General features: G+C 55.4%; 19 protein-coding genes. 9 read left to right on the top strand and 10 right to left on the bottom strand.

What is annotated here, in order from left to right; translation table 11 throughout:
- Window positions 1-2 precede the first annotated feature (2 nt).
- A complete protein-coding gene (locus HED22_RS08210) occupies window positions 3-563 on the top strand; it encodes a TlpA disulfide reductase family protein (RefSeq protein WP_167721008.1) in 561 nt (186 codons plus the stop codon).
- A 16-nt stretch (window positions 564-579) separates the two neighbouring features.
- On the opposite strand, the gene rbsK is transcribed toward HED22_RS08210, so the two are convergent.
- From rbsK to HED22_RS08170, 8 genes are all read right to left on the bottom strand, one after another.
- A complete protein-coding gene (rbsK, locus tag HED22_RS08205; protein ID WP_167721006.1) occupies window positions 580-1506 on the bottom strand; it encodes a ribokinase in 927 nt (308 codons plus the stop codon).
- Window positions 1507-1653: 147 nt separating this feature from the next.
- Complete coding sequence (gene xylB / locus HED22_RS08200) at window positions 1654-3120, bottom strand: xylulokinase (protein WP_167721004.1); 1467 nt, start codon at window positions 3118-3120, stop codon at window positions 1654-1656.
- 160 nt (window positions 3121-3280) lie between these two features.
- The gene (locus HED22_RS08195) at window positions 3281-4168 is read right to left on the bottom strand and encodes a 3-hydroxybutyryl-CoA dehydrogenase (protein WP_167721002.1); all 888 of its coding nucleotides are present in this window, start codon (window positions 4166-4168) and stop codon (window positions 3281-3283) included.
- Window positions 4169-4236: 68 nt separating this feature from the next.
- Window positions 4237-5172 carry an electron transfer flavoprotein subunit alpha/FixB family protein gene (locus HED22_RS08190; RefSeq protein ID WP_167721000.1) on the bottom strand — a complete coding sequence of 312 codons (936 nt, stop codon included), beginning with the start codon at window positions 5170-5172 and terminating at the stop codon, window positions 4237-4239.
- Between the two features lie 15 nt (window positions 5173-5187).
- On the bottom strand, window positions 5188-5937 hold the full coding sequence (locus tag HED22_RS08185) for an electron transfer flavoprotein subunit beta/FixA family protein (protein ID WP_167720998.1): 750 nt from the start codon (window positions 5935-5937) through the stop codon (window positions 5188-5190).
- A 255-nt stretch (window positions 5938-6192) separates the two neighbouring features.
- Window positions 6193-6765 carry a cob(I)yrinic acid a,c-diamide adenosyltransferase gene (locus HED22_RS08180; RefSeq protein ID WP_167720996.1) on the bottom strand — a complete coding sequence of 191 codons (573 nt, stop codon included), beginning with the start codon at window positions 6763-6765 and terminating at the stop codon, window positions 6193-6195.
- 46 nt (window positions 6766-6811) lie between these two features.
- Entirely contained in the window at window positions 6812-7006 is a 195-nt protein-coding gene (locus HED22_RS08175; protein ID WP_167720994.1) for a twin transmembrane helix small protein, read from the bottom strand.
- An 86-nt stretch (window positions 7007-7092) separates the two neighbouring features.
- Window positions 7093-9039: a sigma 54-interacting transcriptional regulator gene (locus HED22_RS08170; RefSeq protein WP_167720992.1), complete on the bottom strand. Its 1947-nt coding sequence runs from the start codon at window positions 9037-9039 to the stop codon at window positions 7093-7095.
- A gap of 212 nt (window positions 9040-9251) precedes the next feature.
- Here HED22_RS08170 and HED22_RS08165 point away from each other — a divergent pair, with 212 nt between their 5' ends.
- The 8 genes from HED22_RS08165 to HED22_RS08130 all read left to right on the top strand — a co-directional run bounded on the left by HED22_RS08165 (window position 9252) and on the right by HED22_RS08130 (window position 17203).
- The gene (locus HED22_RS08165) at window positions 9252-10718 is read left to right on the top strand and encodes a CmpA/NrtA family ABC transporter substrate-binding protein (protein ID WP_167720990.1); all 1467 of its coding nucleotides are present in this window, start codon (window positions 9252-9254) and stop codon (window positions 10716-10718) included.
- Between the two features lies 1 nt (window position 10719).
- The gene (gene ntrB, locus HED22_RS08160; protein ID WP_167720988.1) at window positions 10720-11550 is read left to right on the top strand and encodes a nitrate ABC transporter permease; all 831 of its coding nucleotides are present in this window, start codon (window positions 10720-10722) and stop codon (window positions 11548-11550) included.
- Window positions 11551-11561: 11 nt separating this feature from the next.
- Complete coding sequence (locus tag HED22_RS08155; protein ID WP_167720986.1) at window positions 11562-12470, top strand: ABC transporter ATP-binding protein; 909 nt, start codon at window positions 11562-11564, stop codon at window positions 12468-12470.
- A 37-nt stretch (window positions 12471-12507) separates the two neighbouring features.
- Window positions 12508-12948 (top strand): cyanase, encoded by a 441-nt coding sequence (gene cynS, locus HED22_RS08150; RefSeq protein ID WP_167720984.1) that lies wholly within the window; start codon window positions 12508-12510, stop codon window positions 12946-12948.
- Between the two features lie 168 nt (window positions 12949-13116).
- A complete protein-coding gene (locus HED22_RS08145) occupies window positions 13117-13821 on the top strand; it encodes a glutathione S-transferase N-terminal domain-containing protein (RefSeq protein WP_167720982.1) in 705 nt (234 codons plus the stop codon).
- Window positions 13822-13924: 103 nt separating this feature from the next.
- Window positions 13925-15091, top strand: coding sequence for an adenosylhomocysteinase (locus tag HED22_RS08140; protein WP_167720980.1), 1167 nt, complete (start codon window positions 13925-13927; stop codon window positions 15089-15091).
- A 77-nt stretch (window positions 15092-15168) separates the two neighbouring features.
- Complete coding sequence (locus tag HED22_RS08135; RefSeq protein ID WP_167720979.1) at window positions 15169-15627, top strand: hypothetical protein; 459 nt, start codon at window positions 15169-15171, stop codon at window positions 15625-15627.
- A gap of 238 nt (window positions 15628-15865) precedes the next feature.
- On the top strand, window positions 15866-17203 hold the full coding sequence (locus HED22_RS08130; RefSeq protein ID WP_167720977.1) for a ferric reductase-like transmembrane domain-containing protein: 1338 nt from the start codon (window positions 15866-15868) through the stop codon (window positions 17201-17203).
- A gap of 86 nt (window positions 17204-17289) precedes the next feature.
- Here HED22_RS08130 and HED22_RS08125 read toward each other — a convergent pair whose 3' ends face one another.
- A complete protein-coding gene (locus tag HED22_RS08125) occupies window positions 17290-19380 on the bottom strand; it encodes a methyl-accepting chemotaxis protein (RefSeq protein WP_167720975.1) in 2091 nt (696 codons plus the stop codon).
- 235 nt (window positions 19381-19615) lie between these two features.
- Complete coding sequence (locus HED22_RS08120) at window positions 19616-21283, bottom strand: acyl-CoA dehydrogenase family protein (protein ID WP_167720972.1); 1668 nt, start codon at window positions 21281-21283, stop codon at window positions 19616-19618.
- Window positions 21284-21393 lie beyond the last annotated feature (110 nt).

Here is a 21393-nt window from a genome sequence, read left to right as displayed (position 1 = left end):
TTGTGAAAGCATTGCTTCGTTACGTAAAACTTGGCGTGATTGTCGTCATATCGGGCATTTATGCAACCCCCGCCTTTGCTGATACGCAATTACCGCAAGAACTTTCAAAAATGGTCGTGCCGTCCGATGGTGGTTCTTTGCCCGAAGACCTGGCCTTTGTCGATGAAAATGGAGATGAGATCGCCTTTAATAGCCTGAAAGGACAGGTTGTTCTGGTCAATCTGTGGGCGACGTGGTGTGTGCCCTGTGTCAAGGAAATGCCTGATCTGGATCGACTGGCTGTCGAAATGGGAGACAAGCCGTTCCGCGTTCTGGCCCTTAGTCAGGACCGCGGCGGTGCGGATGCGGTCAAAGAATTCTTTGATGAGAATGGAATCGAGAACCTTGATGTCGTTCTCGATCCGCGTGGTGCAATTGCCCGAAAGATGGGCGCGCGCGGGCTTCCGACCAGTTTTGTTTATGACGCCAAGGGTGCGCTTCGTGGCAAGCTCGAAGGTATTGCACGCTGGGACGCGCCCGCTATCATCACGTATTTCGATCAGTTGATTGATCAGACATCCTGATCCGTTAAGCACGGTTTCAGGCGGCGCCGGTTTCAAGCAGGGTCAGAACATCTTCAAGACGCGGTGCGGCGTCGGCCGCGCCGTTGTTTGTCGTGGATAGCGCACCGGTCGCGCAGGCAAAGCGCACGGCATCATTGATCGATTGCCCGCCATGCAATGCCACAGCCAAACCGGCGTTAAAGCAATCCCCGGCACCGACCGTATCAACCGTATCAACCGCAAAGCCGGCGACAATGCCCGTTTGCCCGTTCGATGAATAGAACGCGCCCGCACAACCCATTTTGATGATGACGGTTTTCGGTCCCATTTCATGCAGTTTGATGCTGGCTGCGCGCGCGGTGGCTTCGTCGACAGGATCAATGCCGGTCAGGGCCAGGCATTCGCTTTGGTTCGGGGTGACGATATGCGTGTGTGCAAGCAGATCACGCATGACAATCAGATCAGCAACCGGGGCCGGATCAAGAATGACCGTTGCCGTACCTTCGCGGGCGTATTTGATCGCACAATCAATGGCCACCACCGGACATTCCAGCTGCAATAGCATATAGTCGCAATCGCGCAGCAAATCCTGCTTTTCGTGCAGGTCGGCGCGGGTCATGGTCATGTTCGCACCACCAACGACCGTGATCATGTTTTCACCGGTCTCATCAATCGAGATCAGGGCGATGCCGGTTTGTGCCTCATCCGCGACGATCAGATGATTGGTTTCCAGCCCTTCGGCGGCAAGGGTTTCGATCAGCTGATTGCCGAGCATGTCATCGCCAACCTTGGAGACGAACACCGGTGATACGCCAAGGCGTCTTACGGCGAGCGCCTGATTGCAGCCTTTGCCGCCCGGCCCGGTTTTATAGCCCTGGGAGGAAACCGTTTGGCCCGGCGTGGGAAGCTTTGCCACACGGGCGGCAAAATCAAAGTTCGAGCTTCCAACAACTACAATGGTCATATCTGTCCGCGTCTATGAATTAATTCCACTAGTTTAATGTTGTTCCTAAATCAGGTGTTTAAAGGGCAATTACGCCAAAATCGACCGAGATTGAGAAAATATCATCGATTGGCGATTGCAGGGTCCTGTGGATCAGGCAATTAGCGCTTATTGCGGGGTGAATTCGTCGGACAGGGCGGCGTAAATGCGCTGGAACTTGGCAAAGCGTGGCTGATAGGCGTCATGGCGTGACAGGTCGGGCTCGATGACTTCCTCGATCGCGGGCTTGACGCAGACATCAGTGACCGGTTCGTTCGTCAGCGCCAGACGGGCAAGCCGAGCCGCCCCGAATGCAGGGCCCTTGGTTGCACCTTCATAGCGGGCAAGCGGTTTGCCAAGAATGTCAGCGATCATTTGAATCCAGTAGCGGCTGCGCGACCCGCCGCCAATGACGCCGGGCAGATCACAATGCGTTCCGGCCGCATGAAGGCGGGACTTGGCATCGCTCAGCGCAAAGCCAACCCCTTCAAGGACGGCCTGAACCATGGTTTCGCGATCAGTGTCGCTGCCCAGACCAAAGAAAACGCCACGGGCATAGGGGTTGTTGTGTGGGGTGCGTTCACCGTTGAGATACGGCAGGAACAGAACATCCGATGGGGATTTGTGCTGTGCCTCCACCCGGTTGAGCAAGGCGGTGATATCCCCTTCGCCCAGAAGGTCAGCCGCCCATTTCAGGCAGCTTGCCCCATTCAGCAGCACCGCCATCTGGAACCAGTGGTTCGGTATGGCGTGGGCAAAGCTGTGCAGCAGCTCTTCGGGCTTGGGGCGGTACTTGTCCGAGGCGACGAAGATCTGTGATGAGGTGCCAAGCGAAATGAAGCCATCGCCATGGGCAACCGCCCCGACCCCGATGCCACCGGTGGCGGCATCACCGCCACCCCCGGCAATGATGACGTTCCCTGTCATGCCCCAGCGGTTTGCCAGCGGTTCCCGGAGGGTGCCGGTAATATCTGATCCTTCGACCAGTCGGGGGAGTTGATCAGGTGTCAGACCGCAGGCCTTGATCGCACTTTGGTTCCAGCTTCGGCTTTGTTCATCAAGCCAAAGGGTTCCGGCCGCATCGGACATTTCAGTGACTTTGTCGCCTGAAAGGCAAAAGCGGATGTAATCCTTGGGCAGCAGGATGGTTTTGATCTTGGCAAAGACATCGGGTTCATGTTTTTGCAGCCAGATCAGTTTGGGGGCGGTCATGCCCGACATGGTCGCGACCCCGGCCCGCTGGCCAAGATCGGGCAGGGCAGCATCGAGTTCAGCGCATTCCTGCATGGCGCGGCCATCATTCCACAGGATCGCCGGGCGCAGAGGGGTGTCTTCGGCGCCGAGCAAGGTTGCGCCGTGCATCTGCCCCGACAACCCAATCGCGCGGGTTTCGGCGACTGCTGCGGGGTTTTGGCGATGCAATGCGTCGATTGCCCGTGTGGTGGCATCCCACCAGTCTTCGGGGTCTTGTTCGCTCCAGAACGGTTGGGGGCTGGAAACGCTCAAGGGGACATCTGCCTCGGCGAGGGTGACCGAGTTTTCGTCAATCAGTAGTGCCTTGACTGCCGACGTGCCGACATCAATTCCGAGATACATTTTCGGACGGCCTCCAGAACCGTTTGATTTTTCCCGACATCATGATTGCGCGGGTTAAACAGAATACTATTCCAGATGGTTGCAGCTGCGAATGCAACAAAAAAAGCCGCTGCGGAGCAGCGGCTTTGATGTCTTGATGCCAAAGTCGGCACGCGACCGCTCAGCGGGTCGGGGTCGGTTCGTCACCACTGTAGTCATAGAAGCCACGGCCAGCCTTGCGGCCAAGCCATCCGGCTTCGACATATTTGACCAGAAGCGGGCACGGGCGATACTTGGTATCGGCCAGACCATCATGCAGGACATGCATGATCGACAGGCAGGTATCGAGACCAATAAAGTCTGCCAGCTGCAGCGGACCCATCGGATGGTTTGCACCCAGGCGCATCGCGGTATCGATGGACTCGACGTTCCCCACACCTTCGTAAAGGGTGTAGATCGCCTCGTTGATCATCGGAAGCAGGATGCGGTTGACGATAAAGGCCGGGAAATCTTCGGCACTTGCCGTGTCCTTGCCGAGCTTTTTGGTCAGTTCATGAATGGTGCGATAGGTGGTTTCGTCCGTGGCAATACCACGGATCAGTTCCACCAGTTTCATCAGCGGCACCGGGTTCATGAAGTGCATGCCCATGAACTTCGACGGGCGGTCGGTATAGGACGCCAGACGGGTGACCGAAATCGAAGAGGTGTTGGTTGCGATGATCGCTTCGGGGCCAAGCACCGGGCACAGAGCCTTGAAGATCTGTTTTTTGATCTCTTCGTTCTCGGTGGCCGCTTCGATAACCAGATCACAGTCAGACAGGAAGGAATATTCCGTTCCGGTTGAGATCAATTTCAGCGCCGATTCTTTTTGCGCTGCGGTAATGATCTCTTTCTTGACCTGTCGGTCCATATTCTTTTCCATCACGCCGATGGCCTTATCAAGGGCATCCTGCGAGATGTCGAGAATTCGGACGTCATAGCCGGCAAGAGCGATCACATGCGCAATACCATTGCCCATCTGACCGGCGCCGATTACGCCAATGGTTTTGATATCTTCCAACGAAGCCATTTGTTCCCCACTCGTCCCCAAGGGTCAAAACAAGAGTATGCGTTGCTTTGACCCTAAAGGGGATCAGATTATTTGTCGAGTTCGCTCGCCAGAGCGGGAAGGGCCTCGAACAGGTCACCGACAAGTCCGTAATCCGCTACCGAGAAGATCGGCGCTTCTTCGTCCTTGTTGATCGCGACAATGACCTTACTGTCCTTCATGCCGGCAAGGTGCTGAATAGCACCCGAAATGCCTACAGCAATGTATAGCTGCGGTGCAACAACTTTGCCGGTCTGGCCGACCTGCCAGTCGTTGGGGGCATAGCCCGCATCAACCGCAGCGCGAGAAGCGCCAATAGCAGCGCCGAGTTTGTCGGCAATCGGCTCGATCAGGTGGAAGTTTTCACCCGAACCCATGCCACGGCCACCAGAGATGACGATGCCAGCGGCGGTGAGCTCAGGACGTTCCGACTCGGTCAATTCCTGACCAACGAAGCTGGATTTGCCTGCATCAGCAGCAACAGATACGTCTTCGATGGCAGCAGAACCGCCTTCGCCCGCAACCGGATCAAAGCCGGTGGTCCGGACCGTGATCAGTTTCAAGCTGTCTGCCGACTGCACGGTCGCCATGGCGTTACCGGCATAGATCGGACGCACAAAGGTATCGGCATCGACAACATCGGTGATGTCGGAAATCTGTGCGACATCTTTCTTTGCGGCGACGCGCGGCATGAAGTTTTTGCCCGAAGAAGACGCCGGAGCCAGAATGTGGCTGTAATCGCCAGCCAGTTCGATCACCAGACCCGCCATGTTTTCAGCAAGGAAGTGACCGTAGGCAGCGTTGTCCGCGACAAGAACCTTGGACACACCTTCGACCTTGGCTGCGGCGTCAGCCACAGCGCGGCAGCCTTCGCCGGCCACAAGAACGGTGATGTCGCCACCGATTTTCTGAGCAGCAGCAACGGTGTTAAGCGTGCCACCCTTCAGTTCGGTATTGTCGTGTTCGGCAATAACAAGAATGCTCATTTGATTGATCCCCGCTTAGATTACTTTTGCTTCGTTGCGGAGCTTGTCGACAAGCTCTGCGACGTCGGCAACTTTGACACCTGCCTGACGTGCTTCCGGTTCGGAAACTTTCAGGGTTTTCAGGCGCGGCGCGGTATCAACACCAAGGTCGGCCGGGCTCATGGTATCGAGCGGCTTTTTCTTGGCTTTCATGATGTTCGGCAGCGACGCGTAGCGCGGCTCATTGAGGCGCAGGTCGGTGGTAACGATTGCCGGAAGATCAATCTTGATGGTTTCAAGACCACCGTCGATTTCACGCGTAACATCAAGCTTGCCGTCAGCGACGACAACCTTGGACGCGAAGGTGCCCTGCGGCCAATCCAGCAGTGCGGCCAGCATCTGGCCGGTCTGGTTGGCATCATCGTCAATTGCCTGCTTGCCGAGGATCACGAGATCCGGGCTTTCCTTGGCAACGACTTCTTTCAGGAGCTTTGCAACAGCCAGCGGCTGGAGTTCGTCCTCGGTTTCGACCAGAATGCCGCGATCGGCACCCATGGCAAGGGCGGTGCGCAGGGTCTCCTGGCACTGTTTAACGCCGAGCGAGACAGCAACCACTTCGGTGGCGGTGCCTGCTTCCTTGAGGCGGATGGCCTCTTCAACGGCGATTTCGTCAAACGGGTTCATGGACATCTTAACGTTGTTCAACTCAACGCCAGACTGGTCCTGTTTGACACGGATCTTGACGTTGTAATCCACAACGCGCTTAACGGCGACAAGAACCTTCATGACAGACCTGTTCGTTTTTGTTGTCGAAACTGCGGGCTTTGCTCCCTGCCAAGGCAGAACGCAAGCGGACCCGCATGGTAATGTTTTCCCCGCGACGCACAATAAGTAGTGCTACGCAGGTTGTCAATTTACGTAAAGGTGTTGACGTTAACGACAACTTCTTCACGAAAATCTTGATGCCCTTCGCAGTCTTGATACGGCAAAAATCCGCAAGGGAACAAGGATTTTGTCCGATAAACTTGTTATCGGGCCGGATTACCGGGTCAGGCCGGGCTGCCAGAGGACATCCTCCCTGCCGTCACTATTGGCGTGGCGGGCAAGGACAAACATGTGGTCTGACAGGCGGTTGATGTAACGAACGGCTTCGGAATTGATGGTTTCGATCGCAGCCAGCTCAACGATCAGGCGTTCGGCCCGGCGCGAAACCGTGCGCGCCACATGCAGGTGTGCCGACAAAGCACTGCCCCCGGGCAATACAAAGGATTTCAACGGATCAAGCGCTGCGTTGATCTGATCAATCTCGGTTTCCAGACGTTCGGTCTGTGTGGCGGTGATGCGAAGGGCGGGCTGTTCAGGATTGTCATCGCTGCCATCGCCCGGCGTGCAAAGATCAGCCCCCAGATCAAAAAGATCGTTCTGGATTCGGGCGAGCATTTCGTCCACTGCCCCTTCGGCATGCAGGCGCGCAACGCCAATCACGGCATTGGTTTCATCCACGGTGCCATAGGCCTCCACGCGAACATCGTTTTTGGCAACGCGTGTGCCATTGCCAAGGGCGGTTTTTCCCTTGTCACCGGATTTTGTATAGATACGAGTCAGTTGAACCATGTGCCGTCCGTGTTCTTGGTTAATCAGGTTGGACCTTAAGCCCGTCTCAGGAACCGACCGCCATCAGCGACAGGATGAAAAGCAGCAGCAGGGCCAGGCCCTGCAAAAGGACGCGCATTTGCATCAGTTTGTTTTGTTTGCGCGCATCCTTGCCGCGCGCCATGGAAACGATGCCCATGATCAGGACCCCGGCGACCGCGGCCATCGCAAGCAAAACACCAATCTGTAAAAAAGCAGCCATACCTGTTTCTTCCCTGTTTCTAACCGGCGGCGACATGCTGCGCCAAACGGACGCAACAGGCAACCAGACGATGGCAATTTTGGCAATTAGTCGATGGTTTCGTTTTCGCCGAAGCTGCGACGGTCGATTTTGAATTTCTTGATACGCGAGGCCAGCGTGGTTGGTTTGATGTCCAGAAGAGCAGCCGCACCATTTTTGCCAAACACCTTGCCCTTGGTCATCGTCAGGGCATGGATGATGTTGTCATATTCGGTCTGGCGCAGTTCATCGCGGGTGAGAACGGCTTTTTGCGGTTTGCTTTCCGGGGTGGTTTCAGGTGTTGGTGAATTGCGGCTGTCGCGCCCACCATGTTCGGGCAGGTCGAAATGCAATTTGCCGTCATGGGCAAGGATGGCGGCCCGTTCGATGACGTTTTCCAGTTCGCGCGCATTCCCCGGCCAGCCGTAGTTTTGCAGGGTGCGGACCTGCCCCTTTGTCAGTGTCGGCTGGGCGATATTCAGGCGCTGGCAGATATTGCGCAGGAAGTGTGATGCCAGTGGCGGGATGTCGTCGGGCCGTTCACGCAACGGGCGGCATTCAATGGGAAAGACGTTAAGACGGAAATAAAGGTCTTCGCGAAAACGACCCAGCCGGACTTCTTCCTTGAGATCGCGGTTGGTCGCGGCAATCAGGCGGACATTGACCTCGCGGGTGCGTTCTTCGCCGATGCGCTCGAACTTCTGGTCCTGTAGAACGCGCAACAACTTGCCTTGCAGTTCTAGCGGGATTTCCCCGACTTCATCCAAAAACAGCGTGCCGCCATCAGCCAGTTCAAACCGTCCGACACGATCGCGCACAGCCCCGGTAAAGGCGCCGCGGACATGGCCGAAAAATTCGCTTTCAAACAGTTCGTGCGGGATCGCAGCACAGTTCACGCGCACCAGAACACGGTCAGACCGTGCACTTGCCTGATGGATGGCGCGTGCAATCAGTTCCTTGCCTGTCCCGGACTCGCCCGTAATCAGGACGTTGGCCTCGGTGGGGGCGACAAGGTCTATCTGTTTAAGCGCGCCCTGAATGGCATCGGATTGTCCGATGATTTCATGGTGGTTGTTGGTCGACAGGATTTCTTCCTGCAGATAGGCGTTTTCAAGCTCAAGCCGTTCACGCAGACGGTCGACCTCTGCCAAGGCGGCATGCAGCTTTTCCTCGGCAATTTTACGTTCGGTGATGTCACGAAAGACAATCACCGCACCGATCACAAGTCCATGGTCGCGGATCGGGGTGGAGGTATATTCCACGCGGATCGGTTTGCCGTCGTTGCGCCAGAAAACTTCGTCATCGACGCGCCGCACGATACCTTCGCGAAAGGCATTATAAATTGGGCAGTGTTCGACGTGATACGGATCGCCATTGATGTGGGAATGGTGGATGATCGAATGGACTTCGCGACCAACCAGTTCCTCGGCTGTCCAGCCCAGCATGCGTTCGGCGGCCGGATTTACGAATGTCGTTACCCCGTCACTGTTGACCCCGTAAATGCCTTCGCCAGCAGCGCCGAGGATCAGTTGGTTTTCACGTTCAATTTCGCGGAAAAACCGTTCGGCGCGCCGCCATTCGGCAATGCCTTCGCGCAAGTAATCATCCGCCTCGGAATCGACATCGCGGCGATGACGGGCATCAAGATCGGAAATCGTCACGGTCAGGTATTCCTGTCCTTCAAGGATCAGGGGGCGGGCTTCGTGTTCGAGTTTCAGTTCGGTGCCGTCCGGGCGGGTCAGGTCCAGTCCGCGGGTCCAGGCAAATCCGTGATAAAAGGCCGCCTCGCTAAACACCACCAGACTGGGCACCTGTCCTTTGTGCAGTGCACTCATGGAGGTCGCCAAAAGTTCTTCGATGCTGCGTCCCAGCAGGTTGGCAGCCGCCTGATTGGCAAAGACAATCCGGTCAGATTTCGGGTGAATCAGCAAAGTTGGGTGCGTGTGCGCCAGTAATGCCTGCAAGTGCAGGTTTTCAATCATCACCGGTATCGGATTGATTTCATTCAGTCCCATCAGTAACTCCTACGAAATATCGTAATATTTGATACGATATTTCGTAAATTACGAATTTTCGTGATGGGTAAGCGTCGCACCCTCCCCGCCAAGAGTCCAGCATTTTCAACGAAAAATGACGCATTGCACAAAATGGCACGCTCGTTGCTGTAGGGACTGTGAACATCTGGTGCTGCCGATCAGGCGGCGTAACAACAACAGGGGGTGATCACATGTCAGTCAAAAGTCTGGGCAATCCATTTAGCGGCGATACCGATTTGCGGCACAGCAAGGGCTGTGGTTGTGAGGACTGTTCGTCAAAAACCGGACATACGCATGCATCACATAAAGATCATGACCATGGCGTGAAACACGATCTGGCCAGCATGCCAGCCCATAGCGATATGGGCGATATGGATGCCAAAACACCGGAAACCAGCGAGGAAATGCTGGATCGTGCCATCGACAGCGCAATTGTCCGTTCGGTGTTTGGTCATAACGACATTTCGCGTCGTTCATTTGCCAAGATGGTTGGTGGCAGCACCATGATGGGGGCACTTGCCTCGGTCCTGCCGATTGACAAGGTCAAGGCGGCGATCCTTGATGATCTTGGCACGCCGGAGAAATCCAAGCTGAATATTGGCTTCGTGCCGATTACCTGCGCGACGCCGATCATCATGGCCCAGCCGATGGGCTTCTATGAGAAATACGGTCTTGATGTCGATGTCATCAAAACGGCCGGTTGGGCGGTTGCCCGCGACAAGTCGCTGAACAATGAATATGACGCGTCGCACATGCTGACCCCGATGCCGCTGGCGATTTCGATGGGGGCGGGTTCGACAGCAACGCCATTCCTGATGCCAGCTGTTGAAAACATCAATGGTCAGGCCATCGTTCTGCATAACGACCATCTGGACAAGCGCGACCCGAAAGACTGGAAAGGCTTCAAGTTCGGTGTGCCGTTTGAATATTCCATGCACAACTTCCTGCTGCGCTATTACGTCGCCGAGCATGGTCTGGACCCGGATAAAGACATCCAGATCCGTGTCGTTCCGCCGCCCGAGATGGTGGCAAACCTGCGTGCCGGTAACCTTGATGGCTATTTGTCGCCAGATCCGTTCAACCAGCGTGCCGTTTGGGAAAAGATCGGCTTCCTGCACACGCTGACCAAGGATATCTGGGAAGGTCATCCGTGCTGTGCGTTTGCATGTTCGAAGGCGTTTTCCGAAGAATTGCCAAATACCTATGGTGCACTTCTTAAATCCATCGTTGATGCGACCCAGTACGCATCCAAGGCCGAAAACCGCAAGGAAATCTCGGCTGCAATCGCACCGACCAACTATCTGAACCAACCGGTTCCGGTGATCGAGCAGGTTCTGACCGGCCGCTATGCCGATGGTCTGGGCGAGGTCAAAAACGTGCCGGATCGCATCGATTTCGATCCGTTCCCATGGCATTCGATGGGCGTCTGGATCCTGACCCAGATGAAGCGCTGGGGCTATATCGAAGGCGATGTCGATTACAAGAAAATCGCCGAAGAAGTCTATGTCGCGACCGATTGCGCCAAGATCATGAAAGAGCTTGGCTATGAAGCGCCGACCGAGACTTACAAAAGCTATACCATCATGGGCAAGACGTTCGATCCCGATCAGCCTGAAGCCTATGTCAACAGCTTTGCCATCGGTAAAGGGGTAAGCTGATATGCTGGCATCGCTCAATGCCAGGGCTTTGGTGTTGTCACTTGTACTTCTGGCGGTCTTCCTTGGTCTTTGGGAGGCCGCCAGCCCAAAGCAACAACTTGCTGGCGAACTTACAGAATATGAACTTCTGATGGGTGGGGCAGAGCCAAAGGCCGCTGTGCCGCCCCCCTCAGACGTGATCGCCAAGGCATGGGAAGAGCTGAGCAATCCGTTCTATGACGCCGGTCCCAACGACAAGGGGATCGGTATCCAGATCGGCTATTCGCTTTATCGCGTTCTGACCGGCTATTTCCTTGCGGCGGCAATTGCCATTCCGGTTGGGTTCCTGATCGGGATGTCGCCCCTGATGTACAAGGCGCTTGATCCGTTTATTCAGGTGCTGCGCCCTATTTCCCCACTGGCATGGATGCCACTTGCCCTGTTTGTCATTCAGGACAGTCAGGCATCGGCGATCTTTGTCATCTTTATCTGTTCGATATGGCCGATGTTGATCAACACCGCTTTTGGTGTGGCCGGTGTGCGTTCGGATTGGGTCAATGTGGCGCGTACCCACGAACTTGGACCATTGAAAACCGCCTGGATCGTCATTCTTCCAGCGGCGGCGCCCACCATCCTGACCGGCATGCGGATTTCGATTGGCATTGCGTGGCTTGTGATTGTGGCTGCCGAGATGCTCGTCGGTGGGACGGGGATTGGCTACTACGTCTGGAACGAATGGAACAACCTTGATCTGACCAGCGTGGTGTTCTCGATCCTGATGATTGGTGTTGTCGGCATGTTGCTTGATACCGCCTTCGCCTATTGCGCACGTCTCGTGCAGTACCAGGAATAAGGAGACCTGATATGTCGACACCATTCCTGAGTTTGCAAAACCTGACCAAACGTTTTCAGGCGCCAAAGGGCGGTGACGCCCTGACCGTGTTTGAAAACGTCAATCTGGGGATCGAGAAGGGGGAGTTCGTTTGCATCATCGGCCATTCCGGCTGTGGCAAGTCAACGATCCTGAACATTCTGGCCGGTCTTGATGAGCCATCCGAAGGGGCGGTCATCATGAATGGCAAGGAGGTCTCCGGCCCCAGTCTTGATCGCGGGATCGTGTTCCAGAACTATTCCCTGCTGCCGTGGTTATCGGCCCTTAAGAACGTCACCTTTGCCGTTCAGGCCAGATACAAATCCTGGAGCAAGAAGCAGGTTCACGATCATTCGATGAAGTATCTGGAAATGGTCGGTTTGGCCGGCGGGGCAGAGCTTCGCAAGCCATCGCAATTGTCGGGCGGCATGCGTCAGCGTGTCTCGATTGCCCGTGCCTTTGCAATTCAGCCGGAATTGTTGCTGCTTGATGAGCCGTTCGGGGCCCTTGATGCCCTGACACGCGGCAGCATCCAGGATGAACTGATCCGCATCTGGTCCGGGTCTGATCAGACGGTCTTCATGATCACCCATGATGTGGATGAGGCCATCCTGCTGGCAGATCGTATCTTGCTGATGACCAACGGGCCGTATGCGCGTGTGGCGGAATCGGTTCAGGTCGAAATTCCGCGTCCGCGCGAACGCGCCAACATCATCCACCATGCCGACTATTACGACATTCGAAACCACTTGGTCGAATTCCTTGCCACCCGCTCCAAGGCGCTTGCCGGTAAGCAGGAGGAAGGATCCGTGGCAGAGCCATCCATCGTGCGTTTTGGCGCGCATGGCGTGGTTGCGGACCCGAAAGACAACCGCAAACCGGCTGCCAGCCAGGTGGAATAAACCAATCGCACCCTGATTACTGAGAAGGAGAAAAGCTGTGAAAAAAGCAGATGTCAAAGAAATGATCATCGAAGCCAAAAAGGCCAAAGGCCTTGGCTGGGAAGAAGTTGCAAGCAAGATCGGCATGTCGCCGGTTTGGACCACGTCTGTTTGCTTTGGCATGAATTCCGCGCCAAAGGACAAGGCCGATATGCTCGTTGCCCTGTTTGAACTGCCAGCCGAAGCATCGGCTGTTTTGCAGGAATGCCCGATGAAGGTCTGGGATCAGGCAGTGCCGACCGATCCGGCGATTTACCGCCTGTATGAGGTGGTTGGTGTTTATGGGGAAACCATCAAGGAAATCATCCACGAGAAATTCGGTGATGGCATCATGAGCGCGATTGACTACGAAATGTATATCGAGCGCAAGGAAGACCCCAAGGGTGACCGCGTTGTCATTACCCTTGATGGCAAATTCCTGAAATACCGCGCCTGGTAACCAACGCCTTGCGCCCAGTCGCAAAGTTAAAACCGGTCTGTTTCATGCAGGCCGGTTTTGCTGTTTGCGGATCGGGAAACAATAAGTTGCCAGATTCCCGGTGGCGCAATTGCCATGATGGTTTAAATCTTATGGTCAACAACACATTGACTTGGAAAGGGCTTTATCATGGCTGATCTGTCGAACTTCGACATTACCAAACGCTGGCCTGCGCAAAATCCGAATGTCATCCAGCTTTACTCCCTGCCGACCCCGAACGGGGTGAAGGTTTCGATCATGCTCGAAGAAACCGGGCTTGAGTATGAGCCGCATCTGATCAATATCGGCGAAGATGAAACATGGACCCCGGAATTTCTGTCATTGAACCCCAATGGCAAAATCCCGGCGATCATTGATCCGAACGGACCCGATGGTGCACCGCTTGGCCTGTTTGAATCAGGTGCCATCATTCAGTATCTGGCTGAAAAGACCGGTAAGTTCCTGCCCGTTGATCCGGCAAAACGCATTGAAGCAATTCAGTGGGTGTATTTTCAGATGGGCGGGGTCGGCCCGATCTTTGGCCAGCTAGGTTTCTTCCACAAGTTTGCCGGCAAGGAGATTGAGGACAAGCGCCCGCTTGATCGGTACCGCAACGAGTCAAAACGCCTTCTGGGTGTGCTTGAAACCCGCCTTGAAGGGCGTGACTGGATCATGGGCGATGAATATACCATCGCCGATATTGCGTCGCTGGGTTGGGTGCGCAACCTGATCGGTTTTTATGATGCCGGGGATCTTGTTGATTATCACGAGTTCAAAAACGTTCCGGCCTGGCTTGAACGGGCGCTTGAACGTCCGGCTGTTCAGCGTGGAGTGAATATTCCCGCGCGGGATTAAGCCCACTGATTTGACCGGATGGATACAAATGCTTTCCATCCGGTCAGGCTGGTCTTAATTAATGGGATGATTGATTGTCCCACGAAGTTAAGAGACCTAAACCATGACCAGCCGCATCAAGGACGCCGCCCTAGCCCAACAGATCACCGACGAGACCCTTGCCTGGCGCGAGGTGATTTGTCCGGTGACGGCAAAATACGGAAACTACGTCGCCAAGCGCGATCTGCGCGACAAAACCATTGTTAGTTTCCAGCACGTTCTTGAAGACACCATCCCCACCTTGCTGCCGTTCGTGAAGGCCGGTGCAAAGGTCAAGGTTGGCGCCTGTAACCCTGACAGCACCGATGATGCGGCGGCTGCCTACCTTGCTGCCAACGGGGTCGAGGTTCATGCCTTTTCGGGGATGACACCCGAAGAATACGCCAAAAGCATTGATATCCTGTCGTCCGAACCCGCTGACATCATTGCCGATATGGGTGGCGAGCTGATCGAAGCGTTTGTCAAAAAAGGCCACAAGGTCGAAGGCGCGCTTGAAGCCACCACGACCGGTGTGCACCGGGTTGAGAAGCTTGATTATTCCTTCCCGGTCTTTAACTGGAACGACATCGCGATCAAGGACCGCCTGCATAACCGTCACCATGTGGCACAGGAAATGTGGCCGGTCTTTTCCAATGTGACGGGGCTTGCGCTTTATGGACGGACGGTCCTTGTGATCGGCTTTGGCCCGGTCGGGCGTGGTGTGGCTGAACGTGCGCGCAATCTTGGGGCGGTGGTGTCGGTTGCCGAACGTGATCCTGTCCGTGCCCTTGAAGCACAGCATCATGGTTGCCGGGTTGTCAGCCTTGAGGATGGCCTGAAAGAAAACGCGATCATTGTTACTGCCACCGGCCTGAGCGGCATTCTTGGGGCGAGCCAGATCAAACAGTGCCGTCGCGGGGCGATATTGGTCAATGTCGGGCATTCCAATACCGAGATTGACGTCAAATGGCTGGATACCCAGACACGCACAAGAATGCGCCGCCATATCGAACGGTTCGAGCTGGATAACAGCCGCGAGGTTTATTTGCTTAACCGGGGCAGTTTGCTGAACCTGGCACCGGGTATGGGCGGATCGGGCAAGGATCTGTTTGATCCGTTTTCGGCCATTCTGATCCGCGGGATCGACTGGCTGGCATCGGGTGGTGCGGCATCGTTCAAGCCGGGGTTTTATGCCTACCCGGAAGATGTCGAGCGCGAAATCGCCGAAGCCATCCTGCACTCGCACAGCTAGGGTTTTGACTTGGGGCATCTCACGATGCGCGGGTTAACGCTGCACATGCCATCACCACACCAACCGGGAAGATCCCGATGAAAGCACTGGAATGGATTGAAGTCGAAATTCGCGCGGTCGGGACCCCGCGGCTTTATTGTGGTGGCTTGGCCGTGCTGGCCTATGGCGGTACGCGGCGGTTAAACGACATTGATTTGTTTGTGCCTGCTGCGTATTTCGAGCCGCTTGTCGAAGCACTCGCGGCCTATATCCGCAAACCGGCAATCCGGCAGTGTGAGGCAGGCTGGGATCTGACCTATGTGCAGTTTGTCTATGATGGTGTGAAAATCGAAATTGGCAGCGATGATCACCCGCGCATTCAGGATGGCGTATCGGGTGAATGGGTGGAGCTTGTCATTGATTATGACAGTGCCGAGCAACGATCCTATGACGGCTGTACGATCCCGGTCATGGCACGTGACCAGTTGATTGCCTATAAGCGTCGGCTTGGCCGTGAAGTTGACCTGATTGATGTTGGCCAACTGACAGAGACGTAAGCGCGATGAACACCCCGGTCAGAAAACCGGGGTGTTTTTCGTTTACTCTTCGTCTTGTCGCGGCTGTGCAGACAGGACTTGCAGCCGACCCGCAGCTTTCCCTGATACGATCTGATACACTTTTCGGGGGTTTCGGGGATAATTTTGCGAATTCTGTTTGTTTAGATCAAAGCGTCGTATGGCGCGTGTTGGTATCTTGATTTCACGGGCCTTCAACGGATTTTCAGGAAGCGGACCCATGAAAAACATCACGCGCATCTATTTTGGCAGTTTGATCGCCCTCTCGGTTTTGTGGTTGTCAGTGAATCCCGATATTTTCGGGGCGAACGACTTCATCGGCTTTCGCAACCTGATGGTTCAATATTCCGGTTTTCTGGCCATAGGCATGATGAGCCTGATCGTGTTTTTGTCCGTCCGACCTGTCTGGCTGACACGGCGCATAGGCGGGCTGGATAAGGCATATCGCCTGCATAAGTGGCTTGGCATCACGGTGCTTGTCGTGGCGACGCTTCATTGGGCCTTTCGGATGGCACCAAAATGGGCGGTGGCGCTTGGTCTTCTTGAACGGCGGCGGCGTGGGCCGAGGCCGGATGGATCGGGCATGCACTGGGCGCAATCCCTGTTTAGTGAGCAGCGCGGACTGGCGGAAACGGTCGGGGAATGGGCATTTTATATTGCCGTTGCCCTGATCCTTATCGCGCTGATCAAGCGCATTCCGTATCGCTGGTTTGCCAAGACACATACGCTTCTGGCCGTGATTTACCTTGTGCTGGTCTATCACAGTATCGTTTTGCTTGATTTCGCGAACTGGGCGACGCCTGTTGGTTACGCCTTGGCTGCGATGTTGATGATCGGGACGGTGTCGTCAATCATCGTTCTGGTTGGACAGGTCGGCGCGGGACGTCGATCAACCGGCGAAGTGGTAGACGTTGATTTTCTGCCCGAGATGAAATCGCTTCAGATCGCGATCAAATCCGATGGCGGGTGGAAAGGCCATCTTGCCGGGCAGTTTGCCTTTGTCCGTTTTGGCAATAGCAACGAGCCGCACCCGTTTACCATTGCATCTGCTTGGCGTGACGGCGTTCCGGGGCTGACGATTATCGCCAAGAAGCTGGGCGACTATACAAGCACACTTCAGGAAACGTTGAAGCCCGGTGACAAGGTGGTGCTGGAGGGCCCTTACGGCACGTTTACACTGGATCGTGGACAGAGCCATCAAATCTGGATTTCCGGAGGCATCGGCTTAACCCCCTTTGTGGCCTGGCTTGAGGATCTGGTGGCCAATCCGGCAAAACTTGAGATCGATTTCTATCAGGTTGCACCGCATTGCGATCCCAAACTGATGGCGCGGATCAAGGATCTGTCGGAACGCGCAGGGGTTCGGTTGCATGAATGGCGCGATGCGCGGGATGGTTTCCTGACCGGTGAAAAACTGCGCAGCGATGTCGTGCATTGGCAAAAGGCAAGCGTCTGGTTCTGCGGGCCACGCCAGTTTGGCGAGGATATCAAAAACGATCTGGTCGGGGCGGGGTTGCCAAGTTGCGCCTTTCATCAGGAACTGTTTGATTTCAGATAAGCAATGCGATGCACGAAAAAGCGGGCGGTTCATGATTGAACCGCCCGCTTTCAGCTTGCTCGTTATCCAGTTTGGTTTGTGGATTCCTAGGATTTGTAACCGATCCGAAGGTTACCCCACTGTTCGCCATTAACCATGATCGGAACGTCACATTCCTTCATGAAGACGACACTGTCGCCCATGTCACGGAAATAGGTCTGCAGCAGATGGGGCTTGGTATTGCGCCCGGCCATCAGTCCGGCACGATCGTCAAAGATCCGTCGGTTGCGGCAGTTGCCCATATTCCATGCCGGTTCACCGGGTTTCTGCGGCTGGCTGTAAACCTTGTTGTGGGTCGGCAGGTAACCGTTGGTATCGACCCCGGCGGCAAAGACGATATGTTCGTCCTTATCAAGCATGGCTTCCTGAAGCGGGGTGAAGTTGCGGTCCGTGAACGGGATATATGGCGTCATGAACTGCTTGGGATCAGTGCCGTCAATCGGTTCATAGCGGGTATTGAACAGGTCATCATGGGTGAATTCCTGATTGCGCAAACCGGTTTCAAGAACCTTGCCCAGATCTGCTGCCAGTTCCTTGCCAAGACCGGCGATCTTTTCGTCATGTTCGCTGGTTTTCTTAAGCAGTCCGAGAATGACCTGCGTTGCGGCGTCGTCAACTTCGGTGAACTGGATGTGGGTGCCAAGGGTCGAGTGTGCTTTGACAATCCCCATAAGCCGCGTGCCGTCTTCCATGGTGATGGTAATCACCTTGTTGCGGTCTTCTTCACTGGCTTCGATACGCGCCAAAAGGCCTGCAATCGACATGTCGGCGGTGACACCTTCGCGGACATCGCCATTGCCGAAGTCGACATTGATATCAACGGCAATCGGCACGCGTTCCGTGTGACGCCGGTTGGTGTTGTCGGCACTGCGCAGAACCATGCGGAAGCGGGTTTCCATCTCGTTGATATCGTTGCGGATATTCGAAGACAGAATGCGCAGGTTTTCGGCCGTCTGGCTGGCATTGTGCGATTTCTCGCTGGCGAGTCCGATATCGCTCGAGATGCCCTGCATGTGCGTGGAGACTTCCTGTGCACTGGTCGAGATTTCACCAATGGCTGCGGTTTGCTGTTCGACAGAGGCCGAGATGTCGCTTGAAAGCTGACTGACCTCATCAATCGCGCCGCCGATGCCTTCAATCGCGGTTACGGCCTCGGAGGTGGCGCCCTGAATAGCGGTGATTTGCGCATTGATGTCGAGGATGGCTTTTTCGGTCTGGGTAGCGAGGTTCTTGACCTCGTTTGCGACCACGGCAAAGCCCTTGCCGGCATCACCGGCGCGCGCGGCTTCAATCGTGGCATTGAGTGCGAGCATCTTGGTCTGATCGGAAATGCGCTTGACGATATCGACAACCTTGCCGATTTCGGTCGCGGTTTCCGACAGGCTGCCCATCGTGGTTGATGTTTCCTGCGCACGTGTCACGGCCTGAGCAGCAATATCGTTGGTTTTGTGGATGCGCTCGGCGATTTCGTGGCTGGATGCCTGCAATTCCTCGGTCGCGGATGCGACGGTTGCGACATTGCTGCTTGCGATCTCGGTGGTTGCTGTGATGCGTTCGACCAATTCAGACAGTTCACCGGCGTCGCTTTCCATCGATTGCGCGACATCGTTGGTGCGCCCGGCCTGGAAGCCGACTTCGGAAATGATATTGTCTGTCTCGCGTTCGATGATTTCCGACATCGACTGGATTTCGGATGCAGACCGCTCGCCAGCCAGTATTTTCTGCCGGGCAGACATCAGGCTTCCCATGTCGGCCATCAAAAGACAGCGCGCCGCGTCTGCTGTTGCAGCATTGCCTTTGGTACGCGCGGCCAGCGCGGCACAATCGGCCGCGACCTTGTGATAGGCCATCACGATATGTTCGGGTGCCAATCCGATGGCGGCATCGGCCAGAACATGCTCATTAAAGCAATGGTTGAATGCATCTGCGCTGTTTGCGTTGATGAGTGACGCAAAACGTCGGGACATCTCGGTAACATGATGTTGCGGATCACTTCGTACAGCGCTGCTTTGGCCGGTCCCCAGCAGTTCTGTGACCAGGTTCTCTGCAAGCTGTTCTCCATTTTGCGCAAACAAATCTTTCGCGGCATTAATGCGCGCATAGATTGTATTGTCCGGCATTGCAGAACTGTGGTTCATTTGGCATTATCTCCCTTATTCCCGGCGGGCCTTTTAGCCCTATTTTTCACAGACTTTTGGCAGTCTGTGTGTGCTTTTGGGGAGTGTATCACTACAGGTAAGTCTAAAATATATCATACTTTAGGTTGATATGGAAAAAGGCCCGCCAGTGTTGGCGGGCCGAGTTTGCCCTTGTTGTTCACAGGGGCCACGGTTCAAATACGAATCTTAACAGTATTTCAGAATGTTATGGGGTTCACCGGCTCAGAATGCCGCGCGTGACGACCTGTGCCTGAATTTCGGCAGCCCCTTCAAAAATGTTCAGAATTCGGGCATCGCACAGCACACGACTGATCTGATATTCCAGCGCATAACCATTGCCGCCATGAATCTGCAGCGCATTATCGGCATTCGACCAAGCAACGCGCGCACCAAGAAGTTTGGCCATGCCTGCCTCGATATCGCAGCGAATATCCTGATCTTTTTCAAATGCAGAGAAGTATGTCAGCTGGCGTGCGATCATGGTTTCGACAACCATCCATGCAACTTTTCCGTATACCCGCGGGAACGCATAAAGCGGTTTGGAAAACTGAATGCGGTCCTTGGCGTAGCGCATGCCGATCTCAAGCGCGTTCTGCGCAACACCGACCGCACGGGCGGCGGTTTGAATACGTGCAGACTCAAACGTCGCCATCAGTTGTTTGAAGCCCTGACCTTCTTCGCCACCCAAAAGGTTCTCGGCGGGCACTTCGAAGCCATCAAAGGACAGTTCGTATTCCTTCATGCCGCGATAGCCAAGCACCTCGATCTCGCCGCCAGACATGCCGTCAGCCGGGAACGGATTGTCATCCGTGCCGCGCGGTTTTTCGGCCAAAAGCATTGAAAGGCCACGGTAACCTGCTTCGTCCGGGTTGGTGCGGGTCAGAAGCGTCATAAGATCCGAACGTGCAGCATGGGTGATCCAGGTCTTGTTGCCGGTAACCTTGTAGGTATCGCCATCCTTGACCCCACGGGTCCGCAAATGCGCCAGATCCGATCCATTGTTGGGTTCGGTAAAGACGGCGGTCGGCAGGATTTCCCCCGATGCCAGTTTGGGCAGGTAATGTTCCTTTTGCGCATCCGTGCCACCAAGACGGATAAGCTCCGCGGCGATTTCAGAGCGGGTACCAAGCGACCCAACCCCGATATAGCCGCGTGACAGTTCCTCGGTGACAACGCACATCGCGGTCTTGCCCATACCAAGGCCGCCGAATTCTTCGGGAATGGTCAGGCCGAAAACGCCGAGCTCCGACATCTCCGTGACGATCTCGATCGGGATCAGTTCGTCGCGCTCGTGCCAGCCATGGGCATGGGGGGAGACCTTTTCCTCGACAAAGCGGCGGAACTGGTCGCGGACCATATCAAGGGTTTCGTCCTCAAGGCCGGTTTCGCCAAAACGACCGGTATCAAGGCTGTCTTCGATTTCTGCGGCAATGGCCCGACGGGTTGCATCCGAGTTGCCGCGTTGCGCAAGGGTCGCCACAGACGGGTTCGTTAAGAGCGATGCAATAAGGTCGTCGGCAACGCCAAGTGTTGAAAGACGGATGATCTCGCCCTGTGACATCGGAATGCCGCCAATGATCTGGGCCAGATATTCACCAAAGGCCGATTGCAGGATCAGCTGTTCGAGATTGCCGAACTTGCCCTGGTTCTTGAGGCGGTTTGACCATGCCTTCATCTGACCAAGGGCGGTCACATAGGTTGTGAACCAGGCAAAGCCGTGCGCTGCAAACTGGTTGTCATCAAAGGCATCGGCATTGACCCGGCCGTCCACGGTTACGGAACTGCGCAGCGCATATTCGGCGGCGTCATAAACGGGGCTGAGTGCTGCCAGGGCGTCATCGCACAAACGTTCGAGGTCAGGCAAAAGGGCGTTATCGGTCATTGTTCGGGTCCTCGATTCAGGTCCTCGTTGTGCAATCCAGTGGGGCGATTGCGTCGATCGGATACGGGTGTTGCAGTCTATCGATGGTCAAGGGTGGTGGCACCCCGGCG

Source organism: Thalassospira sp. HF15 (assembly GCF_011806525.1).
Classification (GTDB): Bacteria; Pseudomonadota; Alphaproteobacteria; order Rhodospirillales; family Thalassospiraceae; genus Thalassospira.
The sequence above is the reverse complement of the archived record's forward strand: the minus strand, read 5'-3'. Positions and strand labels throughout refer to the sequence as shown.